10 protein-coding genes are annotated in these 15,356 nt (G+C 69.1%); 6 read left to right on the top strand and 4 right to left on the bottom strand.

The annotated features are described in order from the left end of the window. The first annotated feature begins 149 nt into the window (after positions 1 to 149). Positions 150 to 2,222, top strand: coding sequence for an RICIN domain-containing protein (locus IEZ09_RS20040; protein ID WP_189255244.1), 2,073 nt, complete (start codon positions 150 to 152; stop codon positions 2,220 to 2,222). 76 nt (positions 2,223 to 2,298) lie between these two features. Here IEZ09_RS20040 and IEZ09_RS20035 read toward each other — a convergent pair whose 3' ends face one another. From IEZ09_RS20035 to IEZ09_RS20020, 4 genes are all read right to left on the bottom strand, one after another. Then, a complete protein-coding gene (locus IEZ09_RS20035) occupies positions 2,299 to 3,750 on the bottom strand; it encodes an arabinofuranosidase catalytic domain-containing protein (protein WP_370467731.1) in 1,452 nt (483 codons plus the stop codon). 183 nt (positions 3,751 to 3,933) lie between these two features. After that, positions 3,934 to 4,191 (bottom strand): helix-turn-helix domain-containing protein, encoded by a 258-nt coding sequence (locus tag IEZ09_RS20030; RefSeq protein ID WP_189255243.1) that lies wholly within the window; start codon positions 4,189 to 4,191, stop codon positions 3,934 to 3,936. Positions 4,192 to 4,848: 657 nt separating this feature from the next. Continuing rightward, on the bottom strand, positions 4,849 to 5,820 hold the full coding sequence (locus IEZ09_RS20025) for an amidohydrolase family protein (protein ID WP_189255242.1): 972 nt from the start codon (positions 5,818 to 5,820) through the stop codon (positions 4,849 to 4,851). Further along, complete coding sequence (locus IEZ09_RS20020) at positions 5,817 to 6,470, bottom strand: TetR/AcrR family transcriptional regulator (protein WP_189255241.1); 654 nt, start codon at positions 6,468 to 6,470, stop codon at positions 5,817 to 5,819. The genes IEZ09_RS20025 and IEZ09_RS20020 overlap by 4 nt, the downstream gene beginning before the upstream one ends. Before the next feature lie 91 nt (positions 6,471 to 6,561). Here IEZ09_RS20020 and IEZ09_RS20015 point away from each other — a divergent pair, with 91 nt between their 5' ends. From IEZ09_RS20015 to IEZ09_RS19995, 5 genes are all read left to right on the top strand, one after another. Beyond that, on the top strand, positions 6,562 to 9,237 hold the full coding sequence (locus IEZ09_RS20015) for an MMPL family transporter (protein ID WP_189255240.1): 2,676 nt from the start codon (positions 6,562 to 6,564) through the stop codon (positions 9,235 to 9,237). Further along, a complete protein-coding gene (locus IEZ09_RS20010) occupies positions 9,237 to 11,282 on the top strand; it encodes a YhgE/Pip family protein (RefSeq protein WP_189255239.1) in 2,046 nt (681 codons plus the stop codon). The genes IEZ09_RS20015 and IEZ09_RS20010 overlap by 1 nt, the downstream gene beginning before the upstream one ends. A 96-nt stretch (positions 11,283 to 11,378) precedes the next feature. Beyond that, a complete protein-coding gene (locus tag IEZ09_RS20005) occupies positions 11,379 to 12,512 on the top strand; it encodes a VOC family protein (RefSeq protein ID WP_189255238.1) in 1,134 nt (377 codons plus the stop codon). 25 nt (positions 12,513 to 12,537) lie between these two features. Further along, entirely contained in the window at positions 12,538 to 13,479 is a 942-nt protein-coding gene (locus tag IEZ09_RS20000) for a fumarylacetoacetate hydrolase family protein (protein WP_189255237.1), read from the top strand. After that, positions 13,476 to 15,341, top strand: a complete 1,866-nt coding sequence (locus IEZ09_RS19995) for an acyl-CoA synthetase (protein WP_189255236.1) — start codon at positions 13,476 to 13,478, stop codon at positions 15,339 to 15,341. The genes IEZ09_RS20000 and IEZ09_RS19995 overlap by 4 nt, the downstream gene beginning before the upstream one ends. The last annotated feature ends 15 nt before the right edge of the window (positions 15,342 to 15,356 follow it).

The raw sequence follows: 15,356 nt of genomic DNA, 5'->3' as shown, positions 1-15,356 counted from the left end.
CGGCAGCTCTTGTCCCAGTTTCGGCCGGACGAACCTCAATGGCGTGTGAATCCGTTCAGCAGGGATTTGATCAAGTAGTTCGGTGTGGTGAACGTGAACATGCTCTTGCGTCCGGACGCATTGCCGCACACCGGAGAAAGGACGCAGACATGCACTCCTCGTACTGGCGAAGGCCTTCCGCGCGACCAGGTGGCTTCACCCGACAGGCGCTGACCGCGTTGTCCGTGCTCGGCGTGGTCGTGTTCGGGCTGCCCGCCGCGGTTTCCGCCGCGGTGCCGCCGGCACAGGTCATCCCGATAGCACCGTCCGACTCGCCCGCCACGATCATCGAGAACGCCGCGAACGTCGTGCCCACCCCTCGGCAGCTGGCCTGGCAGCGGCTGGAGCGGATGGCGTTCATCCACTTCGGAGTGAACACCTTCACCGGCAGGGAGTGGGGCACCGGCACCGAGGACCCGAACGTCTTCACGCCCCATGGCCTGGACACCGACCAGTGGGCGATCTCGTTGAGGGACGCCGGTTTCAAGGGCGGCATCCTGACCGCGAAGCACCACGACGGCTTCCTGCTGTTCCCCTCGAAGTACTCGGCCTTCGGCGTTGCCTCCGACCGCGCCTGGCAGAACGGCCAGGGCGACGTGGTGAAGAACTTCACCGACTCCATGCACAAGTACGGGTCGAAGGTGGGCATCTACCTCTCGCCGGCCGACCTGCACGAGAACCAGCCCGGTGGGCGGTTCGCCAACGGCAGCGCACAGAAGCAGGTGCCCATCCCCGGCGACCCTTCGCAGATCGTCAACGGGATCTCGTTCCGCTTCAACTCCGACGACTACAACGCCTACTTCGAGAACACGCTCTACGAGCTGATGTCCAAGTACGGCACGGTTGACGAGGTGTGGTGGGACATGGCGAATCCCACCGGACGTCCCCAGCCCTACAACTTCCTCGACTGGATCAAGATCGTCCGCGCGCTCCAGCCGAACGCGGTCATGTTGAACGACGGTGGACCGGACGTCCGTTGGATCGGCAACGAGGACGGCTACGCCCGGCAGTCCGAGACGTCGGTCGTGCCCTACGTCGGCAACGCCGCGATCGCCGCGGACAACATCGTCAACCCGCCCGGCGGGAACGGCGCTCCGGACCTCGGCAGCGACGCCCTGCTGTCCCGGCGGAAGGCGGACGGCACCAGTGCCTGGAACTATCTGAAGTGGACACCCGGCGAGTGCAACGGAACGCTTTCCGCGCGCCACAACTGGTTCTGGCAGCCCAACGAGGTCTGGCGGCCCGTGCCGGAGCTCGAGGAGATGTACTACGGCTCGGTCGGCCGCAACTGCAACTCCCTGCTGAACGTCTCGCCGAACCGGCAGGGTGTGCTCGACCAGTCCGCGATCACGGTGCTCAACCAGTTCAACGCGAGGCTCACCGGGACGTTCGGCACCAACCTCGCCGCCGGTGCGACCGCGGCGAACGACAGCGGGACGGGCAACCTCCCCGGCCGCACCCCGAACCTCGCGCTGGACGGCAACCTGGACAGCTCCTGGCAACCGTCCGCCTCGACCGGCGGGCTGGTGTTCACCCTGCCCGCGGCGCGCACGTTCGACGTCCTGTCCGTCCAGGAGGACCTGAACCTCGGTCAGCGCGTCAAGTCCTACGCGGTGGACGCCTGGAACGGCAGCTCCTGGAACCAGATCGCGAGTGACACCACGATCGGACAGAAGAAGCTGGTCCGCCTGTCTTCCCCGGTCACCACCAGCCAGGTGAGGCTGCGCATCACCGGATCGAGGTCGAACCCGGCCATCGCCGAGTTCGGCCTGTTCCTGCGGCCCGGCGGTGGAGGCGGAGCAGGGACGATCACCTCGGTCTCCGCGAACAAGTGCGTTGACGTGAGCGGTGGGAGCACGGCCAACGGCGCCGCGATCCAGTTGTGGGACTGCAATGGTGCCGCCAACCAGAACTGGAGCCGCACGGCGAGCAAGCAGCTGATGGTGTACGGCAACAAGTGCCTGGATGCCTATGGCGAAGGCACCACTGCCGGGACCGCGGTCGTGACGTGGGACTGCCACGGCCGCACCAACCAGCAGTGGAACGTCAACTCGGACGGCACCATCACCGGCGTCCAGTCCGGGTTGTGCCTGGACGCCTACGGCGCCGGTACCGCGAACGGCACGAAGATCGTGCTGTGGACGTGCAACGGTGGCACGAACCAGAAGTGGCAGGTTCGCTGACCGGGCGCCACCCGCAGTGGAAGGGGAGGCTGGGCTTTGCGCCCGACCTCCCCGTTCCTTTCCACGAGATGAAAGGTCAGCTGAGACTCCACCGCTGGTTGGCAGCGCCGGTGCAGGTCCAGAGCTGGACCTTGGTGCCGTTGCCGGTGCCTCCACCCGCGACTTCCAGGCAAAGTCCTGATTGGACGCCCGTGATCGTGCCGTTGGCGTTGAACCGCCACTGCTGGTTGGTCTGGCCGTTGCAGTTCCAGATGACCACCTGCGTGCCGTTGCTCGTGCCTGCGCCGTAGGCGTCGGCGCAACGGATGTTGTTGTTTCCGTAGACGGTGAGCGCACCCGTGCTGGTTCGTGTCCACTGCTGGTTCGCGCCGCCGTGGCAGTCCCAGATCTGCAACTGCGTCCCCGCTGTCGTGGTGTTGCCGTTGACGTCGAGGCACTTGTTGGAGCCGGCTCCGCGCACCGGGCTGGTGGGTCCGGGCGGCGCGGGGGTGTACGCGGCGGCGGTGATGTTGGCCTGCACGGCCTCCTCGGTGGCGTTCGACGGGTAGCCGGTGGTCATCACGCCTTCGTAGAAGGTGCCGGCGGCGCCGTTGCTGTTGTCGCCACCGATGCCGAGCAGGATCGCCCCTTCCTTCTTCATCGGGTGGTAGCCGTTGGGACGCGGCCCGTCGAACACGGTCGTCAAGCCGCCCGACTGCGCGTTGCCGCTCCGGATGGCCCAGTGGTTCGGTTCGCCCTTGACGATCGCCGTGACGAAGCGGTGGTTGATCGTCGGGTTCTTGTTGTAGCGGGGGTTCACACCGGAGAACAGGCCCCATTCCAGGTCGGCCATCACCCACGGGCCGGGGCCGTCGCCGTAACCCCACCAGTTGTTGGAGCCGAAGTAGACGGTCTCCATGATGGCGGGCTCATCGGCCAGGCCGTTCGTCTGCGCGTTGCCGTAGTCGAAGCAGCAGCCGCCGTTGTAGTGCGTGCCGTCGACGACGGCGTAGATGCCCTCCGGCTGGTCGCCGGTCGCGACACCGTTGGTCCTGTTGTTGCGATAACCGGTGCCTGGTGCGATGTACACGCCGTACGCCTTCTGGCCACCGATCATCACCGGCGCGGCGGTCGCGACCGCGAGGTTGTCCCAGCCGCCAGGACCAGGGCCGGGGATGCCGCCAGGAGGTGCCTGGGTGAGGTGGTTACCGCGACCGGACTGGTCGTAGATGATGGTGATGAGGCAGGTCGCGCCCGCGCAGAAGGAATCCTGCGTGGCGGCGTTGGCGGCTCCGCCCGCGCTCAGCGGAGCGATGTCCCGGGTGGTGTTGTCCGTCGAGCGCCGGACCTGGTACAGCGGACCGTTGTACGCGCCGTACAACGCACGTGTGGTGCTGTGCGCGGCCACGCACGGCGTGCCACCGCCCGCGTAGATGTCACACGGCCCTTCTACCGCGTCTGCGGCCGGGCCGGCGAGCGCCACCGCGGTGAGCGGGGTTGTGGCCACGAGCCACGCGGTCAGCAGCAGTCTCAACCCTGGAACTCTCACGACTCCTCCTTCTTCTGGTCCGGCCGATCGCGGGCGGCGGTGCGGCGGTGACCGGGAGTCTGCGGAATGACGTGCGAACTTCGGCCAGGAGACTCGTTGCAGGGGTTTCTCCGGCTGCCGAACGGTGATCCACGGGCGGCAGGTGTCGAATGTTCGCGCGGTTTCGTCGGCGTCCGTCTCAGGTCACACCCAGCCCCGTTCGCAGGCGATCACGCCCAGCTGGAAGCGTGAGCGCACACACAGCAGGTGCTGGAGGCGGGTGATCCGGCGGTGCACGGTGCGGAGGCTGACGCCGAGCTCCCGCGCGATGGTCTCGTCAATCGCTCCCGTGCGCATGAGCTGCAACAAAAGCCGTGTCGCGGCTGTGGGTTCGAGGTCTGTCCCGTCCACGTCTCCCGCGATCGCGGACATGGTCAATCCCGGCGGCTTGGACGTGGTCATGGCGCATGGACTCCCGCAGGGGCTGGGTGATCACGACCGGGTGGATGGGCGAAGCCGTTGCGGCCGAACGAGGTCCGGGTGGTGCCCGGTCCGGCGGCTGGTGATCCGGCGCCTCGGGGTCGTCGTCGCGGGGGAGGGCAGTGGTCACCGTGACGAGCACCGCGGCGAGAGATCGGGAGCCGGTGGAAAGGCGGAGGGACGGTCGTCCGGTTCGCACGGCGGAGTTCGGAGGTGCGCGGCCGCGGAGTCGTGACGGCGAGGGGCGGGGCGCGAGACCTCGGGGCTTGGCTGTCATGGCTGCTCCACTGCGTTGTGGCGCCCGCCAGGGACGGCGGAAGGCGAACCGGATAGGTCTGACTCTTCGCGGCGGCGGATGGAACCTGTGGTCGACTCAGGCCAGGCTTGGACTTGTCCGGTGCGCGGCCGAAAGCCATGACTATGACAGCGGTGACATGCCGGTGAAGTCAAGCGGTGAGCGAAGAAATACCCCCAACTTCCTCAGTCCGCCTGACCTGCCGGCTCGAGGTGCCGAGACGGCGGGCCGCCGGCTCCAGGTCGACTCATCGCGAGGATGAGTCAGGCTTATCACGCTTGCTTGTGGGGTCAGAGTCGGGCAGATTCTGGGCGCGCTCACCCCGCACGCCACACCGCGTGGTGTCAGCCCTTGAGGCGCGGAAACAGCGCCTCGGCATTGCCGCGGTCGATCGCCTCGCGCAGCTTCGGATCGAGCGGGTAGTTCTCGTACTGCTTGGTGAGGAAGCCGATCGCGGGCGCTGGTGCGAACGGGAAGTCGCTGCCGTAGGTGATGTGGTCGGGATCGGCGACCTCGAGCAGGCTGGGCAGTGCGGCCGGCGTCGACGACAACGCGATGTCGTAGTAGAACTGCTTCAGCACCGCCAAGTGCTTGGGCACCTGGTGTTTCTGGTCGATCAGTGTCCACGCCTGCTGGAGCTTGTTCTTGTCGTTCAGCATCGTCAGCAGGATGCGGTAGGCGATGTAGGGGACGAAGCCGCCGGCGTGGGCGAGGATGAACTTGATGCCGGGGTAGCGCTTCATCGACCCGGACAGGATCAGGCTGATCGCGGTGCGGGTGGTGTCGAGCAGGAAGTCGGCGGTGAACGACGGAAGGCCGGGCACGTCGGGCGCGGGCAGCTCGCCGGGGTGGATGAACACGGTGGCTTCACGCTGGTGCAGGAGCTCCAGCAGTGGCTGGAAGCCGGGGTCGCCGAGGTAGCGGCCGTCGTTGTTGGCGAGCAGCACGATTCCGTCCGCGTGCAGAACGTCGAGCGCGTACTCGGCTTCGGCGAGCGCACCGTCCACATCGGGCAGTGTGAGGGTGGCGAAGAAGCCGAACCGGTCGGGACGTCGCTGCACGATCTCCGCGCAGAACTGGTTGATCTCCCTGGCCCAGCGGCGGGCTTCCGGCACGTCACCGAAGTACACGCCGGGGATGGTCAGCGAGAGGATGCCGGTCTGGATGTCGTTGCCGTCCATGAACTTCAGCGCGGATCTCTCCGACCAGGACGGCAGGTCGACGCCGCCGGGCCGGATGCCCTTCTCGTGCAGCCATGCCGCGTAGCGGGGCGGAACGACGTGCTGATGGGTGTCGATTCGGCGTGCACGGCTCATGACGGTTCCCCCGTCTTCAGCGTGACGAGTGCCGCCAGCACGCGTGGCAGCACCTCGGTCAGGAAGCTGTTGTCGGCGGTGCTGGGGGTTTCGTTCAGCAAGGCGCGTTGCAGCATGGTCTCGTAGAGCGTGATGATCGTGATGACGGCGGCGTGGGGGTCGACCGTCAGTCGCAGGCCCAGCCGGTCGAGCATGTCCTGCAGCAGAGGCGCCAGGGCGTCGTGGAAAACCCGTTCGGCGGCGGCAGTCGACGCGCGCAGTTCGGGTTGCCGCAGCGCTTGAGCGCGGAACTCGGCGTTGAGCAGGTACCACGTCTCATCCGCCGCCGGTGATTCCATGAACAGAGCTGCCGCCTCCCGCAGCACCGTCGCCACGGAGTCGCCATCGCTCGGGTCGGCTGCGGCCAGGGCACTTTCCACCGCAGCGCGCAGCCGGTCGGCGCGGTCTCCCATCTGCACCTCGTACACGGCGAGGAACAGCTCCTCCTTGCTGGCGAAGTTCGAGTAGAACGCGCCGCGGGTGAAGCCGGCCCGCTCGCAGATCAGCTCGACGGGGGTGTCGCGAATGCCGGTCTCGCTGAACGTCGCGTAGGCGGCCTCGATCAGCCGCTGGCGGGTCTCGGCCCTACGCCGCGTAATCCCTCTTGTCATCACACCAGCCCTACGAGTGACGCGATACACGATGCATCGGATACATCGCGTATTACGATACACGGTGTATCCACCCTGATGGGAGCCTCTCATGTCGTCGTTCCTCTACCGGCTGGGCCGGACAGCGGCACGCGCTCGCCTGCTCGTCGTGGCTCTGTGGGTCGTGTTGCTCGCGGTCTGCGGGGGAGCGGCGCTGCTGGCGAGCCAGGGCACCGACGACACGTTCGCCATTCCCGGCTCGGAGTCGCAGGACGCGCTCGATCACCTCGGCCGGGTCTTCCCCGAGGTCAGCGGAACCTCCGCGCAGCTCGTCCTGGTCGTGCCCGACGGACGACGGGTCGACACGCCGGGCAATCGGGCCGCGGTCGCGGCGGCGGTCGAGCGCATCGGTTCCGTCGGCCAGGTGGCCGCGGTGGTCGACCCGTTCGGGCAGAACGTCACGGGTGCGGTCTCGGGTGACGGACGGGCGGCGTTGATCGCGGTGCCGCTCGAGGTCCAGCTGGCCGACGTGGCTCCGGCCACCAAGAAGGACCTGTCGGCCATCGCCGGTGATCTGGCGAAGTCGGTCGGTGCCGGCGCGCAGGTCTACACCGGCGGCGACGCGTTCTCCAACCGGGTGCCGAAGCTCAGCCCGACCGAGGGCATCGGACTGCTCATCGCGCTGCTGGTGCTGGTGCTGATGTTCCGCTCGCTGGTCGCGGCCGTCATGCCGCTGGTGACCGCCGTCCTCGGCGTGAGCGTGTCGATCGGCCTGGTGTACCTGGCCACGATCGTCACGCCGATCTCGTCCACGGCGCCGATGCTGGCGGTGATGCTGGGGCTCGCGGTGGGCATCGACTACGCCCTGTTCCTGTTGTCCCGGCACCGTGACCAGCTCGCGGAAGGCCTGGAGGTGGAGGAGTCCGTCGCTCGCGCCACCGCCACCGCCGGTTCCGCCGTGATCTTCGCCGGTCTCACCGTCGTGATCGCCCTGCTCGGCCTGTCCGTGGCCGGAATTCCGTTCCTCACCACCATGGGCGTGGCGGCGGCGGTCGCGGTCGCACTGGCCGTCGCGATCGCCGTCACGCTCGTGCCCGCGCTGATGTCCTTCGCCGGAAAGCGTTTGCGGCCACGCTCACCGAAGCCCCGCAAGCGCGCCAAGCCGCAGGTGGCCAGGTGGTGGGTGCGCACCGCCACCAAGGCTCCGCTGGTGACGGTGATCGTGATCGTGATCGGACTCGCGCTGTGCGCGGTACCGGCGCTCGAGCTGCGGCTCGCGTTGCCGGACAACGGAACCGAGGAGGAAGGCAGCCCCGCCCGCGACACCTACGACGTCGTGGCGGAGCACTTCGGACCCGGCTACAACGGTCCGCTCATCGTCACCGCCGACATCATCACCAGCACCGACCCCGTCGGGCTGGTGAACAAACTCGCCGACGACATCCGGGGCCTCCCCGGTGTCGCCTCGGTGCCGCTGGCGACGCCGAACCCCAAGGGGGACACGGGAATCATCCAGGTCGTCCCCGCCACCGCGCCGGATTCACCGCAGACCGACGAGCTCGTCAACCGGCTGCGCGACCGCGAACAGCACTTCCGGGACGCCTACGGCACGAAGACCGCGGTCACCGGTATCACGGCCGTCGGCATCGACGTCTCCGCCCAGCTCGGCAGTGCGCTGCTCCCGTTCGGGATCCTGGTGGTCGGGTTGTCGCTGGTCCTGCTGGCCATGGTGTTCCGCTCGATCTGGGTGCCGATCAAGGCCACCGCCGGGTACCTGCTGTCTGTCGGCGCGGCCTTCGGCGCCACGTCGTTCGTGTTCCAGCAAGGACACTTCGCCGAACTGCTGCACGTCACCCACACCGGAAGCGTCATCAGCTTCCTGCCCATCATCCTGATGGGTGTCCTTTTCGGACTCGCGATGGACTACGAGGTGTTCCTCGTCTCGCGCATCCGCGAGGACTACGTGCACCACGGCGATCCGCACCACGCGATCGAGACCGGCTTCGTGTCGGCTGCTCGCGTCGTCGTCGCGGCGGCGGTGATCATGTTCGCGGTGTTCGCCGCGTTCGTGCCGGAAGGCAGTTCCACCATCAAGCCCATCGCGTTCAGTCTCGCGGTCGGTGTGTTCGTCGACGCGTTCATCGTGCGCATGACCCTGGTTCCCGCCGTGCTCGCACTGCTGGGCCACCGCGCGTGGGGCCTGCCGCCCAAGCTCGACCGGGCGTTGCCGGTGTTCGACGCCGAAGGCGACGCACTGGTTCACGAGCTGCGGCTGGCCGACTGGCCGGGCACCGACGAAGCCGTCAGCGCACGCGCCCTGAGCCTCGACGACGACCGCGGCCAGTCGGTCTTCCGAGACGTGGATCTCCACCTGCCACACGGCGAAGTGCTCGTTCTGCACGGCGTGGGCGCCACCGGCAAGACCGCGTTGCTGTTCACCCTCGCCGGACGCGTCACCAAGCACAGAGGTGATCTGAAGGTCCTCGGCCGTGTGTTGCCGCAACACGCCCATGCGCTGCGCCGGGAGGTGACCGTCATCCCCTGTCGTGCCACCGTCGACCCCGCCGCTGAGGTCGCCGCCGCTCTCGCCGACGGCGTCGGTCTGGTGTTGCTCGACGACATCGACGTCGTCCTGCGCACCGACGCCCGTGCCGCGCTGCGCGACCTGCTCGCCCTGCGCACCGCGTCGTTCGTGGTCACCTGCCAGGACCCCGAGCGCATCGCCGACCTGCTGCCCTCCACCACTCACGTCCGCGCCCTGCGCCCACAGCCCGTCGAGGTCCTCTGATGCTCAAGCCGTTCGCCAACTCGGCCCGCGCCCTCGCTTCCGGGCCGCTGACGTGGAAGACCTGGACCGGGCTGATCCTCGTGCCGGTCGTGATCACGGGTTTGCTGGCCTGGGCGTTCACCGCACCCGACACCAACCACGGCACGGCCACGGCCGCCGTGGTCAACAACGACGAACCGGTGACCGTCAACGGCCAGATCATCCCGCTCGGACGGGAACTGGCAGGAAAACTGACCCACAGCACCGATTCGCCGTACAGGTGGGTGCTCACCGACTCCGCCGACGGCGCGGACGGGCTCGCCGACGGCACCTACGCCGCCGTGGTGACCATTCCGAAGGACTTCTCCGCGCGCGCCACCTCCACCGCCACGGCGAAACCGCTCGAGGCGACCAGGGCCGTGCTCACCGTGCAGACCACGTCGGCAGCCGGCGTCCTCGACCCCGAACTGTCCGAAGAGGTCGCCCGCACCACCCAGCAGGCTCTCGACCAGCAAGTCGTGGAAACCTACCTGGACAACGTCTACATCGCCTTCGGCACGATCCACGACCAGATCGGCAAGGCGGCCGACGGTGCCCGGCAGCTCGCCGACGGCACCGCGCAGCTCGTCCCCGGTGCCCGCCAGGTCGCCGACGGCTCGGCCCAGCTGAGCACCGCCGCCACCCAGCTCGCGGACGGAGCAGCCCAGCTCGCGTCCGGCACCGCTCAGCTCGCCACCGGCTCGTCACAGCTGGCCGCCGGTCTCACGCAGGCGCAGCGCGACACCGCGCAACTTCCCGCGCTGACGAGGCAGCTCGCCGACGGCGCGAACCAGGTCGCCCAGGGCAACGAACAACTCGCCGCCACCGTGGTGCCGCTGGCCAACCGGATCATCGCCGCGATCGACGCGCTGCCCTCCGCCGCCGCCAGCGCCGCGGAGTTCCGGCGCCTGGCCGATCAATGCGCCGGCACACCCGAGTTCTGCCGGGAGCTGACGGCGGCCGCCGACCGGTTCACCGCGGACGCCGGACGCATCGACGGCGCCAAGGCCGCCGTCCGCGACGCCGCTGTGCGAGCCCGCGACTCCGTGCAGGCGCTGGCCTCCGGTGCCCGTCAGGTGGCGAACGGCAACGCGGCGCTCGCCGCCCGTTCCGGGGACCTGGCCACCGGCATCGCCGACGCCGCCGCTGGAGCACGGCGGCTCGACGCGGGCATCCGGCAGGCCAACACCGGCGCGCAGCAGCTGGCCACCGGAGCCGGACAGCTCTCGACTGGAGCTGCTCAGCTCGCGGACGGCGCCGGGCAGCTCGCCGATGGCGTGACCAAGGTCGACGGGGGAGCACAGCAACTCGCGACGGAGCTCGACAAGGGCCGCAACCAGGTGCCCGCCTACACCGATGCCGAACGCGCCCACCTCAAGACCGTCGCGGCCGACCCCACCACCGCCACGGTCGACGGGATCTCCGCGGGCAACCTCGGCATCCCGCTGTTCGCCGCACTGGCGTTGTGGGCGCTGGCGCTGGCGACCTACCTGGTGACCCAGGCCGTGCCAGGAGCCGTCCTGACCGCCCGGGAACCTACGTGGCGCATCATCGTCCGCGCCGCCGTGCCCGGCGCCACCGCCGCCGCACTGGCAGCGCTCGCCATCACCGCCGTGGCCGTTCCCACTCTGCATCTGAACTTCCCACGCACGTTGGGCTTCCTAGCGGTCGCACTGCTCGCCGCGTGCGCGTTCGTGGCGCTCAACCAAGCGATGACCGCGCTCTTCGGCCGGGGCGGCCGGCTGGCGGCTCTCGCCGTGCTCGTGCTCACCGCCGCCACGGGCGTCGTGTCCACCCTGCCCGGACCGCTCCACGCTCTCGCCGGCTACCTGCCGACCCGCGGAGCGGTGGTCGCCTTGCGGGCCGTGGCAACCGGTGGGCCGGGCCTGGCCACGGGAGTGGCGCAACTGGGCGCCTGGCTGCTCGTCGGTGGCCTGGCCACCGTGCTGATCACCGACCGCCGCCGCTACCTGTCGACCCGGAGGCTTCGCCTGCGCGCCGATCACCTGGCCGTCGCCGCCGCGTGACATCTTCCATCGTTGCTGATGATGTCATCAGAAACTCTTGACTGATTACTTCCGCGTAACTGATGATGTCATCAGTTACGCGGAAGGAGTGGCCCTGTGATCGACCACAGCGATCCGCACACCGGCTTGCACAGCGAGCACGGCGCGCTCGCCGGGGAGCACCCGGGACGAGCCGCCAACCCGGTGATCAAGGTGCACGACCTGGCCTGGCTGGAGTTCGCGAAGCCCGACCTGGAGCGCGCGGAGGTCTTCGGGGCCGCGTTCGGTTTCACCACCTCCTTGCGCACCGAGCACGAGCTGCACCTGCGCGGCACCGACGAGGGGGCGCCGTGCGTGATCATCCGCAAGGGGCCGCGGTCGACGTTCCTCGGCGCGGCGTTCCTGGCGGCCGACCCGGACGACGTGCTGCGGCTGGCCGACGCGACCGGGCACCGGGCCACCGCGCTGCCGGAGACCCTGGGCGGGATCACCGTCGACCTGCTCGACCCGAGCGGTCTGCGGACGCGGGTGGTTTCGGGTACCGACGACTTGCCCGCGTTACCGCCGCAGGCCGCGCACACGTTCAACTTCGGCCACGAGGCCCGGCGCACCAATGCCGCGCAGCGTCCGCCGCGGGAGCCCGCGCGGGTGCAGCGGCTCGGGCACGTCGTGCTGCAGACGACGAAGTACCGGCAGACGCTGGACTGGTACCTGGAGCACCTCGGGCTGATCGTCAGCGACTTCCTGTACTACCCGGGACAGCGTGAGCGCGGCTCGGTGATGAGCTTCATCCGCTGCGACCGCGGCGCCACGCCTGCCGACCACCACACGCTGGCGCTGGCGCTCGGGCCGGCGAACCGGTACGTGCACTCGGCCTACCAGGTCGCCGACCTGGACGCGCTGGCGACGGGCGGGGAGTACCTGCGCGATCACGGCTACCAGCGGTCGTGGGGCATCGGCCGGCACGTTCAGGGCAGTCAGATCTTCGACTACTGGCGCGACCCGGACGGGTTCCTGGTCGAGCACTTCAGCGACGGCGACCTGTTCGACTGCACCCTCGAACCGGGCTGGGCCCCGATGACGGCTTCCGGTCTCGCGCAGTGGGGGCCGCCCGCCACCGCGGACTTCCTCGGCGTCAAGCCGGGCAAGGAGTCGCTGCGCGAGGTGCGCACGGTGCTCTCCGCGCTGCGTGAGGACAACGAGTTCGACCTCCGCCGCTTGCTGGGCCTGATGAAGGTCGCCCGCACGTGAACCCCGCACGTCTCCAGGAGAACCATTGAGCACCTCGATTCTGCGCACGGCCGACGCCTGGTACGTCGCCACGGCCGGTGGAGCAGTGAAGATCAGCACCGCGGCCACGACCACCGGCGAGCTGCTGGCCGACCGGCAGGCCATCGCGGCCGCGACCACGGGCGTCGCCACGGACCGCGTCGAGGACCTCGCCCTGATGTCGCCGGTCACCGCGCCCTGCCGCGTGGTCGCCCAGATGACCAACTTCGCCTCGCACGTGACGGATGCCGGGATGGACCCGAAGACCGTGCCGCTGACGTTCTTCCGCAAGACGTCCGGCTCGATCAGCGGCCCGGTCGACGACGTGGTGAAACCGGCGCACGTGCGGCTGCTCGACTACGAGGTCGAGATCGGGCTGGTGATCGGCCGCACGATGCCGGTCGGCACGCAGGTCACCGAGGCGAACCTGCACGAGCTCGTGGCGGGTCTGGTCGTGACGAACGACGTGTCCGCTCGCGACATCCAGCTGCCCCAGACCCAGTTCTACGAGGCCAAGTCCTACCCGACGTTCACCCCGGTCGGGCCCAGGCTGGTGCTGCTCGACGCCGGAGAGTTCAGGCGGTTCACCGACCTGCGGCTGACGCTGTCGGTGAACGGCGAGACCCGGCAGGACTCGGTCGTGGGCACCGACATGATCTACCGGCCGCTGGAGGCGCTGCGAGCGCTGACGAGGTTCCAGCGGCTGGACGCCGGTGACCTGATCCTGACCGGGACCCCGGTCGGCACCGCGCTGTCCGCGCCGCCCAAGGCCGTGGAGAAGATCGCCGCGCTGCTGCCCGCCGCGGTGAAGTGGAAGCTGTTCTTCAACGGACAGGCGAAAAACCCGAAGTACCTGGCCGACGGTGACGTCATCGAAGCCCGCGTCGCCACCGGCGACGGCGCGATCGACCTCGGCACCCAGCGAACGAAGGTGCGGTACGCGCGATGACCGAAGACCTGCTGTGGCCGCGTTACGCCGGACCTGGCGACTTGTCCGCGATCGAGGCCGTGCCGCTCGCCGACAGGGGACTGCCCGAGTCGACCTACGCGTTGCTGGCGCGCGCTGCCCGGCTGTGGCCGGAGCGCACGGCCATCAGCGTGTTGCCCAATGCCACCCGCTGGCGTGAGCTCGCCGACCGCACCTTCGCCGGTCTGCTGGCGGACGTCCACCGTTACGCGAACCTGTTGTGGCAGCTGGGTGTTCGGCGCGGTGACGCGGTGGCGTTGATGTCACCCAACTGCGCCGGCCTCGTGCCCGCGACCCTGGCCGCGCAGCTGGCCGGGATCGCGGCGCCGCTCAACGGCAGCCTGTCCGGCGACCACCTCACCGAACTGCTCCGCCTGTCCGGTGCCCGCGTCCTGATCACCGCGGGTCCGGAACTGGCACCGGACGTGTGGGAGAGGGCTCAGGCACTGGCCGGCGAGCTCGACGCGATTCTCGTGCTGCGTCCGACCGGCGCGGCAGATGCCCCGGATCCGTTGCCCGCCATCGAAGGCGTACGCGTGGGCTACCTCGATGACCTCGCCGCCGAGTCGGACTCGGACGCTTTCGCCGGTGAGCCACCGGTGTCGTCGGACCTGGCCGCGTTGTTCCACACCGGCGGCACCACCGGTGCGCCGAAGCTGGCCGCGCACACGCACGCCAACGAGGTCGCCGACGCCTGGATGATCGCTCTCAACTCGCTGCTCGACGACGACTCGGTCGTCTTCGCCGCCCTGCCGCTGTTTCACGTCAACGCGCTGGTCGTCACGCTGCTCGCGCCGCTGTTCAAGGGTCAGCCGACGGTGTGGGCGGGTCCGCTGGGCTACCGCGACCTCGCCCTGTACGGGCACTTCTGGAAAATCGTCGAGCACTACCGGATCGCCGCGATGAGCGCTGTGCCCACCGTGTACGCGGTTCTCGCCCAATGCCCGGTCGACGCCGACATCACCAGCCTGCGTTTCGCGATGGTCGGTGCCTCGCCGTTGCCAGCCGCGGTGCGGGAAGGTTTCCAGTCCCACACCGGCGTCCAGCTCGTCGAGGGATATGGGCTGACCGAAGCCACCTGTGCCAGCGCACGCAGTTTCCCCGGCACACCACGACCGGACGCGCTCGGCCAGCGCATGCCGTACCAGCGCATGAAGGTGGTCGACCCGGACACCGGAGAGGAACTGCCGCCAGGCAGGACCGGCGTGCTGGCGATCAGTGGTCCGACGGTGTTTCCCGGTTATGTCATCGCACGCGACGACAGCGGTCATGTCCTCAATGGACGCGGCAAGCTGGCCGGCGGCTGGCTGAACACCGGCGACCTGGCCCGCCTGGACACCGACGGGTTCGTGAGTCTGGCGGGCAGGGCCAAGGACCTCATCATCCGCGGTGGCCACAACATCGAGCCCGCCGTCATCGAGGACGCCCTGCTGGCGCACCCCGCGGTGACGGCCGCCTGCGCGGTCGGCAGCCCTGACCCACACGCCGGCGAGGTCCCGGTCGCGTACGTCACCCTCGCGCCCGGCGTGACCGCGGCCGAGGAGGAGTTGCTGGCGTGGGCTGCCGACCGCGTGCCCGAGCGCGCCGCCGCGCCGAAGGCCGTCACGGTGCTCGACGCGCTGCCGGTGACCGACATCGGCAAGCCCTACAAGCTTCCGTTGCGCGCCAACGCCACCAGCCGCGTGATCTCCGAGGCGCTCGCCGGGTTCGACGGAGTGGACGTCGACGTGGTGATCGAGGACGGAGACGTCGTCGTGTCGGTCACCGTGCCGTCCGAAGTGGACGAATCTGCGGTGAAGGACGTGCTCGGCCGCTACGCCATCTCCTGCCGTTTCCGAAGCTGACCTCAGAGGACCGAT

The sequence above is a fragment of the Lentzea flava genome (genome assembly GCF_014648475.1).
Taxonomy (GTDB): domain Bacteria; phylum Actinomycetota; class Actinomycetes; order Mycobacteriales; family Pseudonocardiaceae; genus Lentzea; species Lentzea flava.
Note: the sequence above shows the minus strand (reverse complement) of the source record. Positions and strands in the feature narration are given on the sequence as shown.

What these genes read in the sequence shown, in the direction of transcription:
- IEZ09_RS20040 (WP_189255244.1), top strand. Translation starts at nt 150, where the DNA reads ATGCACTCCTCGTACTGGCGAAGGCCTTCCGCGCGACCAGGTGGCTTC.
- IEZ09_RS20030 (WP_189255243.1), bottom strand. Translation starts at nt 4,191, where the DNA reads ATGACCACGTCCAAGCCGCCGGGATTGACCATGTCCGCGATCGCGGGA.
- IEZ09_RS20025 (WP_189255242.1), bottom strand. Translation starts at nt 5,820, where the DNA reads ATGAGCCGTGCACGCCGAATCGACACCCATCAGCACGTCGTTCCGCCC.
- IEZ09_RS20020 (WP_189255241.1), bottom strand. Translation starts at nt 6,470, where the DNA reads ATGACAAGAGGGATTACGCGGCGTAGGGCCGAGACCCGCCAGCGGCTG.
- IEZ09_RS20015 (WP_189255240.1), top strand. Translation starts at nt 6,562, where the DNA reads ATGTCGTCGTTCCTCTACCGGCTGGGCCGGACAGCGGCACGCGCTCGC.
- IEZ09_RS20010 (WP_189255239.1), top strand. Translation starts at nt 9,237, where the DNA reads ATGCTCAAGCCGTTCGCCAACTCGGCCCGCGCCCTCGCTTCCGGGCCG.
- IEZ09_RS19995 (WP_189255236.1), top strand. Translation starts at nt 13,476, where the DNA reads ATGACCGAAGACCTGCTGTGGCCGCGTTACGCCGGACCTGGCGACTTG.